13 protein-coding genes and 2 tRNA genes are annotated in these 15,831 nt (G+C 67.3%); 2 read left to right on the top strand and 13 right to left on the bottom strand.

Annotated elements, in window-relative coordinates:
- Positions 1-145: 145 nt before the first annotated feature.
- A complete protein-coding gene (gene ilvD, locus AUC47_RS05420; RefSeq protein ID WP_096714169.1) occupies positions 146-2,050 on the bottom strand; it encodes a dihydroxy-acid dehydratase in 1,905 nt (634 codons plus the stop codon).
- A 76-nt stretch (positions 2,051-2,126) separates the two neighbouring features.
- Between ilvD and AUC47_RS05425 the strand changes: the two genes are divergently transcribed.
- Entirely contained in the window at positions 2,127-2,951 is an 825-nt protein-coding gene (locus AUC47_RS05425) for a helix-turn-helix transcriptional regulator (protein WP_096714170.1), read from the top strand.
- A gap of 57 nt (positions 2,952-3,008) precedes the next feature.
- Positions 3,009-3,428: a GNAT family N-acetyltransferase gene (locus tag AUC47_RS05430; RefSeq protein WP_256999454.1), complete on the top strand. Its 420-nt coding sequence runs from the start codon at positions 3,009-3,011 to the stop codon at positions 3,426-3,428.
- An 86-nt stretch (positions 3,429-3,514) separates the two neighbouring features.
- On the opposite strand, the gene AUC47_RS05435 is transcribed toward AUC47_RS05430, so the two are convergent.
- The 12 genes from AUC47_RS05435 to AUC47_RS05490 form a co-directional block, all read right to left on the bottom strand.
- A tRNA-Ala gene (locus tag AUC47_RS05435) sits at positions 3,515-3,587 on the bottom strand.
- 26 nt (positions 3,588-3,613) lie between these two features.
- A tRNA-Ile gene (locus AUC47_RS05440) sits at positions 3,614-3,687 on the bottom strand.
- Between the two features lie 83 nt (positions 3,688-3,770).
- Complete coding sequence (locus tag AUC47_RS05445; RefSeq protein WP_143740704.1) at positions 3,771-4,715, bottom strand: DUF4097 family beta strand repeat-containing protein; 945 nt, start codon at positions 4,713-4,715, stop codon at positions 3,771-3,773.
- Positions 4,712-5,401, bottom strand: a complete 690-nt coding sequence (locus AUC47_RS05450) for a LuxR C-terminal-related transcriptional regulator (RefSeq protein WP_096714171.1) — start codon at positions 5,399-5,401, stop codon at positions 4,712-4,714. The genes AUC47_RS05445 and AUC47_RS05450 overlap by 4 nt, the downstream gene beginning before the upstream one ends.
- 52 nt (positions 5,402-5,453) lie before the next feature.
- Positions 5,454-6,722 (bottom strand): sensor histidine kinase, encoded by a 1,269-nt coding sequence (locus tag AUC47_RS05455; protein ID WP_096714172.1) that lies wholly within the window; start codon positions 6,720-6,722, stop codon positions 5,454-5,456.
- 159 nt (positions 6,723-6,881) lie between these two features.
- Positions 6,882-7,286 (bottom strand): DUF3566 domain-containing protein, encoded by a 405-nt coding sequence (locus AUC47_RS05460; RefSeq protein WP_096714173.1) that lies wholly within the window; start codon positions 7,284-7,286, stop codon positions 6,882-6,884.
- The gene (gene gyrA / locus AUC47_RS05465) at positions 7,283-9,841 is read right to left on the bottom strand and encodes a DNA gyrase subunit A (protein ID WP_096714174.1); all 2,559 of its coding nucleotides are present in this window, start codon (positions 9,839-9,841) and stop codon (positions 7,283-7,285) included. Before gyrA ends, AUC47_RS05460 begins: the two co-directional genes overlap by 4 nt.
- Before the next feature lie 172 nt (positions 9,842-10,013).
- The gene (gene gyrB / locus AUC47_RS05470; protein WP_096714175.1) at positions 10,014-12,083 is read right to left on the bottom strand and encodes a DNA topoisomerase (ATP-hydrolyzing) subunit B; all 2,070 of its coding nucleotides are present in this window, start codon (positions 12,081-12,083) and stop codon (positions 10,014-10,016) included.
- 118 nt (positions 12,084-12,201) lie between these two features.
- Positions 12,202-12,705 carry a DUF721 domain-containing protein gene (locus tag AUC47_RS05475; protein WP_096714176.1) on the bottom strand — a complete coding sequence of 168 codons (504 nt, stop codon included), beginning with the start codon at positions 12,703-12,705 and terminating at the stop codon, positions 12,202-12,204.
- Positions 12,698-13,924 (bottom strand): DNA replication/repair protein RecF, encoded by a 1,227-nt coding sequence (recF, locus tag AUC47_RS05480; RefSeq protein ID WP_096714177.1) that lies wholly within the window; start codon positions 13,922-13,924, stop codon positions 12,698-12,700. Before recF ends, AUC47_RS05475 begins: the two co-directional genes overlap by 8 nt.
- 49 nt (positions 13,925-13,973) lie before the next feature.
- A complete protein-coding gene (dnaN, locus tag AUC47_RS05485) occupies positions 13,974-15,116 on the bottom strand; it encodes a DNA polymerase III subunit beta (protein WP_096714178.1) in 1,143 nt (380 codons plus the stop codon).
- Positions 15,117-15,609: 493 nt separating this feature from the next.
- Positions 15,610-15,831 (bottom strand): helix-turn-helix domain-containing protein (locus AUC47_RS05490; protein ID WP_306453242.1); only part of this gene is annotated, 222 nt, incomplete at its 5' end.

The raw sequence follows: 15,831 nt of genomic DNA on the forward strand, positions 1-15,831 counted from the left end.
GCGACAAAAGGGGGCTTGCAATCTTGGCTCCGGAGTGCCAGAGAACCACCGATTTTCATTCCTGTGAATTTCATGAATCCCAGGTCAGAGTTGTTAACAGCTTCATCCACAGCTGTGGATGAATCCGCCCCTCGCACCCCGTTTTTCACACCAGGGAGGACGCCGTGCGAAGCTCCTGTTCGCGCAGCGCGCGCTCGACGGATTCGACATCGCGCACCGCTCCGCGGTCGGCCGAGGTCGCCATCGTCGCGTACGAGCGCAGCGCCAGCGACACCGTGCGCTGACGATCACGCGGGCGATAGCCGCCCTGGTCGAGCAGAGCCGTGCGACGGCGCTCGAGCTCGGCTTCGTCGACCTGCAGCGTGAGCTCACGCGTCGGGATGTCGATCGAGATGATGTCGCCGTCCTCGACCAGCGCGATCACTCCGCCGGACGCCGCCTCGGGAGACACGTGTCCGATCGACAGACCAGACGTCCCGCCCGAGAAGCGGCCGTCGGTGATGAGCGCACACACCTTGCCGAGCCCGCGTCCCTTGAGGAACGAGGTCGGGTGCAGCATCTCCTGCATGCCCGGTCCACCCTTCGGCCCCTCGTAGCGGATCACGACGACATCGCCCGGCTGCACCTTCTTGCCGAGGATCTTCGCAACCGCCTCTTCTTGCGACTCGCACACGACCGCGGGGCCGGAGAACACGAGGATGGACGGGTCCACGCCCGCCGTCTTGACCACCGCGCCGTCGACGGCGATGTTGCCGCGGAGCACCGCGAGGCCGCCGTCGGCCGAGTACGCATGCTCGGTGTCGCGGATGCAGCCGCTCTCGGCATCCGTGTCGAGCTCGAGCCAGCGCTCGGACTGCGAGAACGCGCTCGACGATCGCACGCCGCCGGGTGCCGCGTGCCAGAGGTCCTTCGCCTCGTCGGAGACCGAACCGCCGCGGATGTCCCAGTCGGCGAGCCACGATTCGAGAGAGGGTGAGTGGATCGACGACACATCGTCGTTCAGGGCACCGGCGCGTCGCAGCTCGCCGAGGATGCGCGGGATGCCGCCGGCTCGATGCACGTCCTCCATGTAGTACATGCGGCCGTACGCGGGGTTCGGGGCGATCTTCGCGAGGCACGGCACGCGGCGCGACACCGCGTCGATCTCGTCGAGACCGAAGGCGACGCCGGCCTCGTGGGCCGCGGCGAGGAGGTGGAGGATCGTGTTCGTCGAGCCGCCCATCGCGATGTCGAGCGCCATGGCGTTCTCGAACGCGTTGTAGCTCGCGACAGCGCGGGGGAGCACCGACGCGTCGTCTTCGTCGTAGAAGCGCTTGGTGATGTCGACGGCGACCTGGCCCGCGCGCTCGTACAGCGCGCGCCGAGCGGTGTGGGTGGCCAGCACCGAGCCGTTACCGGGCAGCGCGAGCCCGAGCGCCTCGACGAGACAGTTCATCGAGTTCGCGGTGAACATGCCCGAGCACGATCCGCACGTCGGGCACGCGTTCTCCTCGATGCGCTGGATGTCGGCGTCCGACACCGTGTCGTTCGCGGCCTCCGAGATCGCGTCGACCAGGTCGAGCGTGCGCACACTGCCGTCCACGAGCGTGGCGCGGCCCGATTCCATCGGACCACCTGACACGAACACGGTCGGGATGTTGAGGCGCAGCGCGGCCATGAGCATGCCCGGCGTGATCTTGTCGCAGTTCGAGATGCACACGAGGGCGTCGGCCTGGTGCGCGTTGACCATGTACTCGACCGAGTCGGCGATGAGGTCGCGTGAGGGGAGGGAGTACAGCATGCCGCCGTGACCCATCGCGATGCCGTCGTCGACCGCGATGGTGTTGAACTCGCGGGGGATGCCGCCGGCCGCGCTGATCGCGTCGGAGACGATGCGGCCCACCGGCTGCAGGTGCGTGTGGCCGGGGACGAACTCGGTGAAGCTGTTCGCGACGGCGACCATCGGCTTGCCGAAGTCGGCGGCGTTCACACCGGCTGCGCGGAAGAGGGCGCGGGCGCCGGCGGCGTTGCGGCCGTGGGTCACGGTGCGGGAGCGGAGGGGAGTGGGCATCCTCCCACCCTCGTGTGTTCCCGGGATTCGCGGAAGTCGCCGCTGACACTAGTAGTGAGAGCACTAGGTTTGTCAGGTGGCCACCGACGAGCAGCAGCGCAAGGAGCTCGGCGCCTTCCTGCGCGCCCGACGAGAACAGCTCGACCGCACAGGCTACGGCCTGCCCCCGGCCGGGCGCGGCTGGACGATCGGGCTCCGCCGGGAGGAGATCTCCTACCTCTCCGGCGTCAGCGTCACCTGGTACACCTGGCTCGAGCAGGGACGCGACATCAACCCCTCGCGTCAGGTGCTGGATGCCGTCGCCACGACCCTGCGCCTCACGGTCGCCGAACACGACTACGTGCTCACCCTCGCGGGCTTCGCTCCGCAGCGGCCGGGGGGAGGCGAAGCCGTCGAGACCGCGCCCGCGCACGTGCAGCGATTCCTCGACGCCCTCGACGAGCATCCGGCGTACGCACTCGCTCCCGACTGGGGCATCGCCGGGTGGAACGCCGGGTACGAGAAGCTCTACCCGAACGTCGCGAGCACCCCGCCGGAGGAGCGCAACCTACTGAGGCTCATCTTCACCGACCCCGCGGTGCGGTCGCTGCTCGACGACTGGGACGACACCAGCCGGCGGTTCCTCGCCGAGTTCCGGGCGGAGGCGGGTCCCCGGCTCGGCGACCCCCGGTACCGCGATCTCATCGGGCGACTCGTGCAGGAGAGCGACGACTTCCGCGAGCGATGGGAGAGCCACGGCGTCGGCGGGTTCGAGTCGCGCGAGCGGGTGTTCCAGCATCCGACCCTCGGCCGCCTCGTCTTCGAGCACCACCAGCTGCGCCCATCGGACCAGACCGACGTGCAGCTGGTCGTCTACACCGCGGATGCCGAGACGCGCCGCCGCTTCGCGGGTCACGCCTGACCCACGCGGCTGTTGACAGCGCGATCGGGGAACGGGCCGTCTCGTTAAGCTCCATCCATGACTTCGATCGCACGGATCACGCTCGACGACCACGCCGAATGGCTCGACCTCTGGAACGGGTACCTCACGTTCTACGAAGCGCGCCTCGATGACGCCACGACGGCGGCGACGTTCGCACGTCTCATCGATGGTCGCTCGGACATCCATGGCGCGATCGCGCGCGACAGCAACGGCGCCACGGTGGGCATCGTCCATTGGTTGACGCATCCCGCGACCTGGACGACGACGGACTACTGCTACCTCGAGGACCTGTTCGTCGCCCCCGACGTTCGCGGGGGCGGAATCGGGCGCGCGCTGATCGAGCACGTCCGGGCCTGGGCCGAGCAGAACAGGTCGGCCAAGGTCTACTGGTCACAGCGGAATCGAACACCACGGCACGAGCGCTCTATGACCGGGTCGCATCGCACACCGGCATGACGCATTATCAGATCGCTCTCGGCTGACCACAGAAACGAGAAGGCCCCGCACACGGCGGGGCCTTCTCGAACTGTCTCAACACAGTGTGGAGCCTAGGAGATTCGAACTCCTGACATCCTGCTTGCAAAGCAGGCGCTCTACCAACTGAGCTAAGGCCCCGTGAGGGTACTTCTTGAGTTAAGGAGTGGGGCTACCAGGACTTGAACCTGGGACCTCTTCATTATCAGTGAAGCGCTCTAACCGCCTGAGCTATAGCCCCGTCAACCTCCAAGACTTTACCGGAGATTCTCGGAAATACCGAATCGAGGGCGGGACCCGGGAGAGTCCCGCCCTCGATGCGGATCAGGCGCTGGGGCGGATAGTGACGCTTCCGGCGGACAGCGACACGTCGATGGTGCGCGAGCTGCTCGATCCCTGGTCGACCTTGGCGTCGAGCGTGCCGGCACTGACGTCCTGCGTGATGGCGTACGACGTGTCGGGCAGCGTCAGATCGAGCGACCCGGCGCTCACATCGATCGTCGTCGACGACGGGGCGGTGCCCGCGAGGTCGACGTTCATGTCGCCGGCGGAGACGCTGAGGTCGGCCCTGCCCACGCCGTCGAGAGCGACGTCCGCACGGCCGGCGCTCATGTCGACGGCCAGGCTCTCGGCCGAGCCCTCGACGTCGAGCGCCCCGGCGTTGACGGTGAGGTCGAGAGCGCCGAAGTCACCGACGACGTCGAGGCTGCCCGCATCGAGCGTCAGATCGGCGTCCACGGCGTCTCCTCGGAGGTCTTCGGGGAGGGTCAGCACGGCCGACTGGTCATCGCCGAACCATCCACCGAACCACCAGCCCCACTCGAAGTCGGGGCTGCGGACGACGAGCTCGTCGCCTTCTCGCTCGAGCGTCCATCCGGGATTCCGGGCGTTGGTGACCGACAGCTCCGCCTCGTCGACATCGCCGAATTCGACGCGCATGTTGCCCGCGTCGACGTCGAGATCGATGCTGGTGAGGCCCTCGGCATCCATCGTCTGCACCGAGTCTCCGCGCTCGCCCGAGGTGGAGAGCATCGTGCCGGTTGCAGCGACGGCGGCGGTGGCTCCGGAGCCGAGCAGTGCGATGCCGCCGATCACCGCGGTGGTGACGAGGATCGCGGTGACGCCGGGTCCGCGCCCTGAGCTGTCGGGGGCGCCGGTCGGCGGCACTGCGGCGGCAGGAGGAACCTCGGCTCCGGAGGCCGGGGGAGGAGTGAGCGGGGTCTGCCCGCCCTGGGGGTCGCGTGCGGGGTCGTGCTGGGGAGTGGTCATCGTGCGGCTCCTGTCTGGCCGGTGGGCGGGGTGGTTCCGCCGGTGTTCTCGATGTGGGCGAGGGCTGCGAGGACGCGTCGGTTGCCCGACTCGTCGGGCTCGAACCCGAGCTTCTGGAAGATGGCGGTGATGTGCTTCTCGACGCTCGCCTCCGAGAGGAAGAGCAGTCCGGCGATCGCCTGGTTCGATTTCCCCTCGGCGATCAGTGCGAGCACGGTGCGCTCCCGCTCGGTCAGGCGCATCATCCGGTCGTCGCGGTTGCGCCGGGTGAGCAGCTGCGCCACGACTTCGGGGTCCAGCACGGTCGCACCCTCCGAGATCCGCTGCACGGATCCGAGGAACTCCGCGACGTCGGCCACCCGGTCCTTGAGCAGGTACCCGAGCGGGCCGCCCTGAGCGGCGATGAGGTCGGACGCGTAGCGCTCCTCGACGTACTGCGACAGCACGAGCAGCGGCAGAGACGGATCTGAGGCCCGCAGCTCGAGCGCCGCGCGGATCCCCTCGTCGGTGAACGTCGGAGGGAGGCGGACGTCGAGGATGCAGAGCTCCGGCGCCTCGGCCCGAACCGCCTCGGTGAGACCGTTCGTGTCGGGCAGAGCCGCGACCACGGTGTGACCGGCGTCCTCCAGCAGCCGGACGAGACCCTCGCGAAGCAGGACGGAGTCCTCGCAGATCAGGATGCGCATGGGAAGCCCCCGTCCGTGTCGATGTCAGTGCGCTGGTCGAAGAGCAGGCAGATCAGGATGCGCATGGCACGTTCACCTCCAAACTGGTGGGTCCGCCGGCCGGGCTGTCGAGACGGAACGTCCCGCCCGCAGCGAGGATGCGGTTCGCGATGCCGTCGAGGCCACCGCCTGGCTGCACCTGCGCGCCGCCCATTCCGTTGTCCTCGACTCGGGCCCAGAGCACACCGCCCTCACGCAGCCGCACGGTCACGCGGGCCTCACTCGCCCGAGAGTGCTTGGCGGCGTTGGTCAGCGACTCGGCGATGGAGAAGTAGACCGCGGCCTCGGCCTCACGGCTGCACCGCCCGTCCATCCGCACGTCGAGCTGAACGGGGATGTGCGACCGCCCGGCGAGCGCCGACAGTGCGGCGTCGAGACCGCGGTCGTCCAGGACCGAGGCGTGGATGCCACGGGCCAGCTGCCGCAGCTCGGTGATCGCCGCCTTGGTCGACGTGTGCGCTTCGGTGATGAGCTCTTTCGCGGCATCCGGATCGGTGTCGATCTTCTGCTGCGCGAGCCCCAGCGTCATGCCGACCGAGACGAGCCGGGGCTGGACCCCGTCGTGCAGGTCCCGTTCGATGCGGGTGCGCTCCACGTCGGCGGCACGCACCGCACCTTCGCGCTGCGCAGTACTCGTGCGGACGCGCTCGGTGAGCTCGGCCTCCTTCGCGCGGATCACGATCGCGAGCGACAGCACACGGTGAAGGGCGGCGAGGCCGATCATGCCGGCGATGCAGACGGCGATCCCGAGGATGCCGACGAGCGGGGCCCACGGAGCGGTGATACCCATCCCTCCGAACGGACCGATCACGGTGCCGGCACCGACGAGCGGGGCGAAGCAGATGGCGATCGACCACACGAGGCCCCAGGCCAAGCGCAGCACGATCCAGCCGAGCACGGCCGAGATGGCGAAGTTCGCGATGGCCCGCCACATACGGCCGTCGATGGCCTGCCGGCCGAGGGCGCGGATCCAGCCCGAGAAGCCCGGACGGTCGCGGGGGCGCCAGCGCAGCGGCGCGATGGGCCTGCGGTAGAGACCGCTGACTCTCGCGACCTCGAACCAGCCGACCGCGAACAGCGCGTAGACGAGACCGACGAGCAGGACGATGCCGATGCCGGCGACGAGCAGCAGACCGAGCCCGGCGCTGAGGAGTCCGGAGAGAGCGGTGAAGATGATCCCGCCGAGCACCCCGACGCCCGCGAGATGGAGCAGGGTGAGGAAGAGGCGCAGCGGCGGCTTCGCGGCCGTGGCCTGGGAAGGCGTGGCTGTCTGTGTGATCATGCTTCCAAAGTACGGGCGCGGTGATCACGCCGACACCGAGGGAACCGGAGAGACCCGTTCGGGTTTTCCCTACCCGATCGCGCGGGAAACACGAGAGGGGCGGATGCCGCAGCATCCGCCCCTCTCGTCGTTCGGCTGAGTCTCTGACCCTGGCGAGCGTCAGTTCGACATGAAGCCGACGAGCAGGCCGCCCGTCACCTTCACGGCGAGGTTGTAGATGCCGGCGACGACTGCGCCGAGCACCGTGAACACGATCAGGTTGAGGATCGACACGACCGCCGCGAAGGCCATGACCTGCGGCAGACCGGCGATCTCGGAGATCCGCACCGAGTTGTCGGTGATGGTGCCGATGAAGTCGTCGGCCTGGGACAGGATGCCCGTGGCCTGCAGCACGAGGTAGATCAGGAAGAACGACACCATGGTGACGATCGCGAGCGCGACGGCTCCCAGGAACGAGAGCTTCACGGCCGACCAGAAGTCGACGTAGACGAGGCGCAGGCGAACCTGCTTGCCACCGGTCTTGCGCGTGGACTTCTTCGCCAGCTTGTCGGCTACTGTGCTCATGCGTCTGTGTCCTCAGGGTTCTGTGTCTCGGGGGAGGCGGTGGGGGAGTCCGACTCCGCCTCGGCCGATTCCTCTTCCTCGGCGAGGCCCCGCTCACCATTGCGGGCGATGGCGAGGATGCGGTCGGCTTCCGACGTCCGTGCGAACACCACTCCCATGGTGTCGCGGCCCTTGGCGGGCACCTCGGCCACGGCAGAGCGTACCACCTTGCCGCTGGACAGAACCACCAAGACCTCGTCGTCCTCCGAGACCATCAGACCACCCGCGAGAGTGCCCCGATCGTCGTTGAGCTTGGCGACCTTGATGCCGTATCCGCCGCGTCCCTGCACCCGGTATTCGTCGATCGCGGTGCGCTTCGCGTACCCGCCGTCGGTGACGACGAACACGAACTGACCGGGAGCGGCGACCGAGGCCGACAGCAGGCTGTCGCCCTCGCGGAACTTCATGCCCTTCACACCGGCGGTGGCACGGCCCATCGGACGCAGCGCCTCGTCGGTGGCGCTGAACCGGACCGACATGCCCTTGCGGCTGATGAGAAGGATGTCGTCTTCGGCGTTCACCATGAGCGCGGAGACCAGCTCGTCCTCGTCGTTCAGACGGATCGCGATGACGCCGCCCTGACGGTTGGTGTCGTAGCTCGCGAGGCTCGTCTTCTTGACCAGTCCGTCGCGCGTGGCGAGCACGAGATAGTCGGCCACCTCGTAGTCGCGGATGTCGAGGATCTGCGCGATCTTCTCGTCGGGCTGCAGGGCGAGCAGGTTGGCGACGTGCGTGCCCTTCGCGTCGCGACCGGCCTCGGGCACCTCATAGGTCTTCGAGCGGTACACGCGGCCCTTGTCGGTGAAGAAGAGCAGCCAGTGGTGCGTGGTCGTGACGAAGAAGTGCTCGACGATGTCGTCGGCGCGCAGCTGCGCACCCTTCACTCCCTTGCCGCCGCGGTGCTGCGAGCGGTAGTTGTCGCTGCGCGTGCGCTTGATGTAGCCCTCGCGCGTGACGGTGACGACCATCTCCTCCTCGGCGATGAGGTCTTCCATCGAGACGTCGCCGTCGAAGCCGTGCAGGATGTGCGTGCGGCGATCGTCGCCGAAGCGGTCGACGATCCCGGTGAGCTCCTCGCGGATGATGTCGCGCTGCAGAGCCTCGTCACCGAGGATCGCGTTGTACTCGGCGATGAGTCGCTCGAGCTCGGCGGCCTCGTCGAGGATCTTCTGGCGCTCGAGGGCGGCCAGTCGACGCAGCTGCATGTCGAGGATCGCCTGCGCCTGGTCGTCGTCGATGTCGAGGAGGGTCTTCAGACCGTCGCGCGCATCCTCCACGGTCGCGGACCGGCGGATCAGCGCGATGACCTCGTCGAGCGCGTCGAGCGCCTTCAGGTATCCCCGCAGGATGTGCATGCGCCGCTCGGCCTTCGCGAGGCGGAAGCGCGTGCGGCGGACGATGACCTCGAGCTGGTGGGTGATCCAGTTCGTGACGAAGCCGTCGATCCCGAGCGTGCGCGGCACGCCGTCGACGATCGCCAGCATGTTCGCGCCGAAGTTCTCCTGCAGCTGGGTGTGCTTATACAGGTTGTTCAGCACGACCTTGGCGACGGCATCCCGCTTGAGCACGACGACGAGACGTTGACCGGTGCGGTCGGAGGACTCGTCGCGGATGTCAGCGATGCCGGTGATCTTGCCGTCGCGTGCGAGATCGCCGATCTTCACGGCGACGTTGTCGGGGTTCACCTGATACGGCAGCTCGGTGATGACGAGGCAGGTGCGACCCTGGATCTCCTCGACGTTGACGACCGCACGCATCGTGATCGAGCCGCGCCCCGTGCGGTACGCCTCCTGCACGCCCTTGGTGCCGAGGATCTGCGCGCCGGTCGGGAAGTCCGGGCCGGGGATGCGCTGGATCAGACCCTCGACGAGCTCCTCGCGCGGCAGTCCCGGGTTGTCGAGCGCCCACAGCGCCGCAGCCGAGACCTCGCGGAGGTTGTGCGGCGGGATGTTGGTCGCCATGCCGACCGCGATGCCCACCGACCCATTGACGAGCAGGTTCGGGAAACGCGCGGGGAGCACGGTCGGCTCCTGTGTCTGCCCGTCGTAGTTGTCGGTGAAGTCGACCGTGTCCTCTTCGATGTCGCGCACCATCTCGAGCGCGAGCGGAGCCATCTTGGTCTCGGTGTATCGAGGAGCCGCGGCGCCCATGTTGCCCGGAGAGCCGAAGTTGCCCTGGCCGAGAGCCAGCGGATACCGCAGGGACCACGGCTGCACGAGGCGGACCAGGGCGTCGTAGATCGCGGAGTCGCCGTGCGGGTGGTACTGACCCATGACCTCGCCGACCACGCGAGCGCACTTCGAGAACGACTTGTCGGGGCGGAACCCGCCGTCGTACATGCCGTAGATCACGCGGCGGTGCACGGGCTTGAGTCCGTCGCGCACGTCGGGGAGCGCGCGCCCCACGATGACGGCCATCGCATAGTCGAGGTAGCTGCGCTGCATCTCGGACTGCAGATCGACCTGGTCGATCCGGCCGTGATCGTGTTCCGGCTCGGGGCGGATGTCGTCAGTCATGTGGTTTCGATTCTGTTGGTGACCGGGCTACGGAATCTTGTCTTCGTTCGCAGAGCGGGTTCCCTCCCGCTTCGCGGGCCCCTCCCTATGCTCACTCCGACAAGACTCCTCCGCCCTCTGCCGTCCGCCGGGTCTGCGCCCCGAGCGGTATGTAGATATGTGTGTAGTGGGGTCAGATGTCGAGGAAGCGGACGTCCTTGGCGTTGCGCTGGATGAAGCTGCGTCGCGACTCGACGTCCTCACCCATCAGCACGCTGAAGATCTCGTCGGCCGCCGCGGCGTCTTCGATGGTCACCTGGCGGAGCGTGCGGGTGGTGTGATCCATCGTGGTCTCCCACAGCTCCTTGGCGTTCATCTCGCCGAGGCCCTTGTAGCGCTGGATGCCGGCATCCTTCGGGATCCGCTTGCCGTTGTCGAGGCCGTACTTCAGCAGCGCGTCGCGCTCGGCATCGCTGAACACGTACTCGTGCGGCGAGTTCGACCACTTCAAGCGGTACAGCGGCGGCATCGCGAGGTAGACGAAGCCGGCCTCGATGAGTCCGCGCATGTAGCGGAAGAGCATCGTGAGCAGCAGCGTCGTGATGTGCTGGCCGTCGACATCGGCATCCGCCATCAGCACGATCTTGTGATAGCGCGCCTTCTCGATGTCGAAGTCCTCGCCGATGCCCGTGCCGAAGGCCTGGATCATCGCCTGGACCTCTTTGTTGCCGAGGGCCTTGTCGAGGCGGGCCCGCTCGACGTTGAGGATCTTGCCGCGGAGCGCGAGGATCGCCTGCGTGTGCGGGTCTCGGCCCTGCACCGCGGAGCCGCCGGCCGAGTCACCCTCGACGAGGAAGATCTCGCTGATCGACGGGTCCTTGCTCGTGCAGTCCTTGAGCTTGTCGGGCATCGCCGCGGACTCGAACACGCTCTTGCGGCGGGCGGTCTCGCGCGCCTTGCGGGCGGCGAGACGAGCGGTGGCCGCGTCGATCGCCTTGCGGATCACGTTCTTGGCCTGCGCGGGATTGCGGTCGAACCAGTCGCCGAGCTGATCGCCGACGACCTTCTGCACGAACGCCTTCGCCTCGGTGTTGCCGAGCTTCGTCTTCGTCTGACCCTCGAACTGCGGCTCGCCGAGCTTGATCGAGATCACTGCCGTGAGGCCCTCGCGCACGTCGTCACCCGAGAGGTTGTCGTCCTTCTCCTTGAGCAGGTTGTTCGCCCTGGCGTAGCGGTTGACCAGCGTGGTCAGCGCTGCGCGGAACCCCTCCTCGTGCGTGCCGCCCTCGTGGGTGTTGATGGTGTTCGCGTAGGTGAACACGTTCTCGGTGTACGACGTGGTCCACTGCATCGCGACCTCGAGCGAGATCTTGCGCGCGGTGTCCTCCGACTCGAACGCGATGATCTCCTCGTTCACGACCTCGGCGTGACGCACCTTGTTCAGGTACTCGACGTAGTCGACGAGGCCGCGCTCGTAGAAGAAGACGTCGCTCGGCTGCTTCGTGATCGTCTCGCCCTCGTGCTCGACCTCGTAGGCGGAGCCGGGGCGCTCGTCGGAGAGCTCGATGCGCAGGCCCTTGTTGAGGAAGGCCATCTGCTGGAAGCGGGTGCGGAGGGTGTCGTAGTCGAACTCGACGGTCTCCTGGAAGATCTCGGCATCCGGCCAGAACGTGATCGCGGTTCCGGTCTGAGCGGTCGCCTCGCCCTTCTCGAGCTTCTGCTGCGGGGCGCCGCCGTTCGCGAAGCTGTGCCGCCAGACGAAGCCCTTCTGCTTGACCTCGACCTCGAAGCGGGTGGAGAGAGCGTTCACGACCGAGGATCCGACGCCGTGCAGACCGCCGGAGACGGCGTACGCGCCGCCGCCGAACTTGCCACCGGCGTGCAGGATCGTCAGCACGACCTCGACGGTCGACTTGGACGGGTCGGACGAATGCGGGTCGACGGGGATGCCGCGGCCGTTGTCGATCACACGCACTCCGCCGTCTTCGAGCAGCGTGACGAGGATGGTGTCGGCGTATCCGGCGAGAGCTTCGTCGACGGAGTTGTCGACGATCTCGTAGACGAGGTGGTGCAGACCGCGGGGTCCCGTCGAGCCGATGTACATACCGGGTCGCTTGCGGACCGCTTCGAGACCTTCGAGGATCTGGATCGAGTCGGCGCCGTACTCACCGGGCTGCTGAGCCTTCGGTGCCGGGGTGCCCGCGTTCTCGGGGGTGCCTCCGTCGGTCGATTCCGTCTCGTCAGCAGGGGATTCAGGCGTCATCAGCGGGCAGTCTCCACATCGATATGTCGAACTCCCAGTCTAGCGGGCTTTCGACCGGAAATGACGCTCAGAGGCCGCGTGTGGCCCTCTGAGCGTGTCAGACCCCTTGCATGGTGCCCTACCCGTAGGTATCGCGTGGACCCCGTCCTGGAACGACTCTGGGACCCCATTTCCAAGAGGGTACGTCCGGTCCGATGAAACGGAGGTTCTCGACCCCGGCATCCGGATACCGTCGTCCGATCTCGGTGAGGATGGTGCCGCGCATGTACTGGAGGTTCTTCGCCCAGGCGGTCGAATCGCACTTGACGGTGAGCAGACCCCGCTCGAGTGAGACGGGTTCCGAGTGCTTGGCGGTGTCGGCGCCGGCCAGATCGCCCCACTGTCGCACGAGATCCTCGCGAGCGAGCGTCGTCTGCCAGCCCGCGTCACGCGTGAGCTTGTCGAGCACGGCTCCGAGCGAACCGGGATCGCGTCCGGGGGTGAAGGGTGCGTTGTCGTCATCGGTGACGATGCGCCGCTTGCGCTTCCAGTTCTTCGAACTCGGCTGGAGCCCGCGCAGGCGCAGATACGTCGCGACGGTCTCGGGGGCGTCGGATGCCGGAGCGGTCGGCGCATCAGTCATCGTCGGTCTCCTCTCCGCTCGCATCCTCTGCAGGCGCGGTCTCGCCGGGCGCGAGCGCGCGTTCGTCGCTGATGGTGCCGGCGGTGATCCGCACCACATGGGCGTGCAGCACCTCGGGGATATCCTCCTCCACCGCGGCGGTGACGACCACCTGTTCGTAGCCGGCCGTCAGCGACGCGAGCCGCTGACGACGATCGGCGTCGAGCTCGGCGAAGACGTCGTCGAGGATCAGCACGGGATCGCCGGCGGGCGATTCACTGCGCAGCAGCTCGGCCGACGCGAGTCTGAGCGCGAGCGCCACCGACCATGACTCCCCGTGCGAGGCGTAACCCTTCACCGGGAGGCCGCGGACGCGCAGGATCAGATCGTCGCGGTGGGGTCCGGTCAGCGTGAGGCCGCGGTCGAGCTCCTGGGTGCGTTTGGCCAGCAACGACGCCCGGAACATCTCGGCGCACTTGGCGAGACTGAGTGATCCGTCGTCGCCGATGAGCGTCTCGGCCTCGCCTTCTTCGGGGTCGCCGCCCCTGATGGAGAGCGCCCATTCGAGCTGAGGCTGATGATCGGCACCGGCGATCGCGGTGTAGGCGTCGCTCACGGGCTGCTGCAGATCGGCGGCCAGTCGCTGGCGCGCGGCGATGATCTCCGATCCGAGGGCCACGAGCTTGTCGTCCCACACGTCGAGCGTGCTGAGGGCGTCGCCTCGGATGCCGCGGGCTCGCGCCGACTTGAGCAGGGCGGTGCGCTGCTTGAGCACGCGGTCGTAGTCGGCGAGAACCGCCGACAGACGGGGGGTTCGCTGGATCAGCAGCTGATCGGCGAAGCGACGTCGCGACGAGGGGTCTCCGCGCACGATCTGCAGATCTTCCGGGGCGAACAGCACGACGTGCGCGTAGCGCGGGAGCTCACTCGTCTTCGACGGCGAGCCGTTTATGCGGGCCTTGTTCGAACCCTGTCGGTTGAGCTGCACCTCTGTGAGGACTCGGCGCTCACCGTGGGACAGTCGAGCACGGATGATCGCGAACTCCTGGCCGTCGCGCACCATGGGGGCGTCGGACGACACCCGGTGCGAGCCGAGTGTGGCGAGGAAGACGACGGCCTCAGCGAGGTTCGTCTTGCCCTGTCCGTTCCGCCCGACCAGCACATTCGGACCCTTGTGGAGAGCGAGTTCGGCGGTCGCGTAATTGCGGAAATCCACCAGGCTCAGATGCTCCACGATCACGGAGTCAGCCTACCTTCGGCCTCCGACAGTGAGCCGCCGGCGACGAGGATCAGCGGAGCAGCAGGTTCGGCTGCAGCAGGTACTTGAACGAGTCCAGACCCGCTTGGTCGACCGAGGTCTGGCTGGTGATCAGGACCGGGCTCAGCTTGTTCGCGTTGTCGCTCGACGTGAACGTCACGCGCACGAACTCGCTCTTCACCGCGCCGAGGGCCTCGATCAGGTACTGCGGGTTGAGGCCGAGCGTGACCTCGTCGCCGCCGGAGAGGATCGCGTCGACCGACTCCGAGGCCCGGGCGTGCTCGCTGCCCGATGCGTCCATCGTGACGCTGTCGGTCGAGAACGTGAAGCGCAGCGGAGCCGCGCGGTCGAGCACGAGGGACACACGACGGACGGCCTCGACGAGGTCGGCGGTGTTCACGACCGCGTAGTGGTCGGTCTGCTCGGGGAACAGTCGACGCACAGGCGGGAAGTTGCCCTTGATGAGCAGCGACGTGACCGTCTTGTTGCCGGCGGTGAACGCGATGATCTCGCGGTCGCCCGCACCGGAGAACGCGACCTGGATCGTGCCGGCGTGACCGAACGTCTTCCCGACCTCGAGCAGGGTGCGCGCCGGAACGAGAGCGGTGCTCTCGACGGTCTCGCCGTCCCACGGAACGTCGCGCAGCGAGACGCGGTAGCGGTCGGTCGCGACGAGGCTGAGGCTCTGACCCGATACCTCCAGCTGCACGCCTGTGAGCACGGGAGTCACGTCGTCGCGGGACGCGGCGAAGCCGACCTGCGAGATCGCGGTGCCGAACTCGTCGGCCGGGACGACGCCGGAGGAGCCGGAGACCTCGGGAATCGAGGGATATTCCTCGACGGGCATGGCAGCGAGGGTGAAGCGTGCGGATCCGCAGGTGACCGTGATGCCTCCGTCGTCCTCGACGGCGATCTCGATCGGAGCGTTCGGGAGGCGGCTCGCGATGTCGGAGAGCAGACGGCCGTGGACGAGGATCGTCCCCGGCGTCTCGACGGTCGCCTCGATGGTCGTGCGCGCGGATGCCTCGTAGTCGAACGCCGAGAGGGTCAATCCTGTGTCATCCGCCTCGATGAGCACTCCGGCCAGGATCGGCTGCGGGTTGCGCTGCGGCAGGAGCTTGACGACGAAGGACACAGCCTCGCTGAAGACATCGCGGTTGACCTGAAACCTCACGGGTGCTCCCTTGTCGTCGTTCTGTGACGCGTCGTGATCGGTCCTGCCAGTGCAGGGCTTCCCATGCTAGCCCCACAGATGCTCCGATCCCTACGCTCGTGTGATTCGACCGGTCCGTCGGACTTTCCCCACCGTCTGGTGATCGGATCGCCCTTGAATCGAATTAACTTCTTAACGGTGTTAACGCCTGTGGATACTGTGGATAAGTCGGTGGAAAGCAGACGCGAGTAGGGAACTACACGACTGTCAGTTGTGGAATCCCTGAGGAATCCGCGGGTGGACGGCATCCCCTCGTCAGTCTCCGGTCACGCGGTTATCCACAGGTTGCCGACTTTCCCCCACATCCGTCCCGATCTCGAGCGCCGTCATCCACAAGTTATCCACATGTGCAAAAAGGCATCGAGCGGATGCCGGAATCGGCACGCACCGCGACGAGAAGAGGGGTGCAGCGTCCTGACGGACCCTGCACCCCTCTTTCGGAGGACGACGAGCGTCAGCGTCGTCCGAGCTGCGTGGTGATCTCGGTGACCTGGTTGTAGATCGAGCGACGCTCCTTCATGAGCTCGCTGATCTTCTTGTAGGCGTACATCACCGTCGTGTGATCGCGGTTGCCGAACAGCTGCCCGATCTTCGGCAGCGACAGGCTCGTGCGCTCACGGCACAGGTACATGGCGATCTGTCGCGCGGTCGCGATCTGCTGCGACCGGCTCGAGCC

Origin of the sequence: Microbacterium sp. SZ1, assembly GCF_002362255.1 — a bacterium.
Taxonomy (GTDB): Bacteria; Actinomycetota; Actinomycetes; order Actinomycetales; family Microbacteriaceae; genus Microbacterium.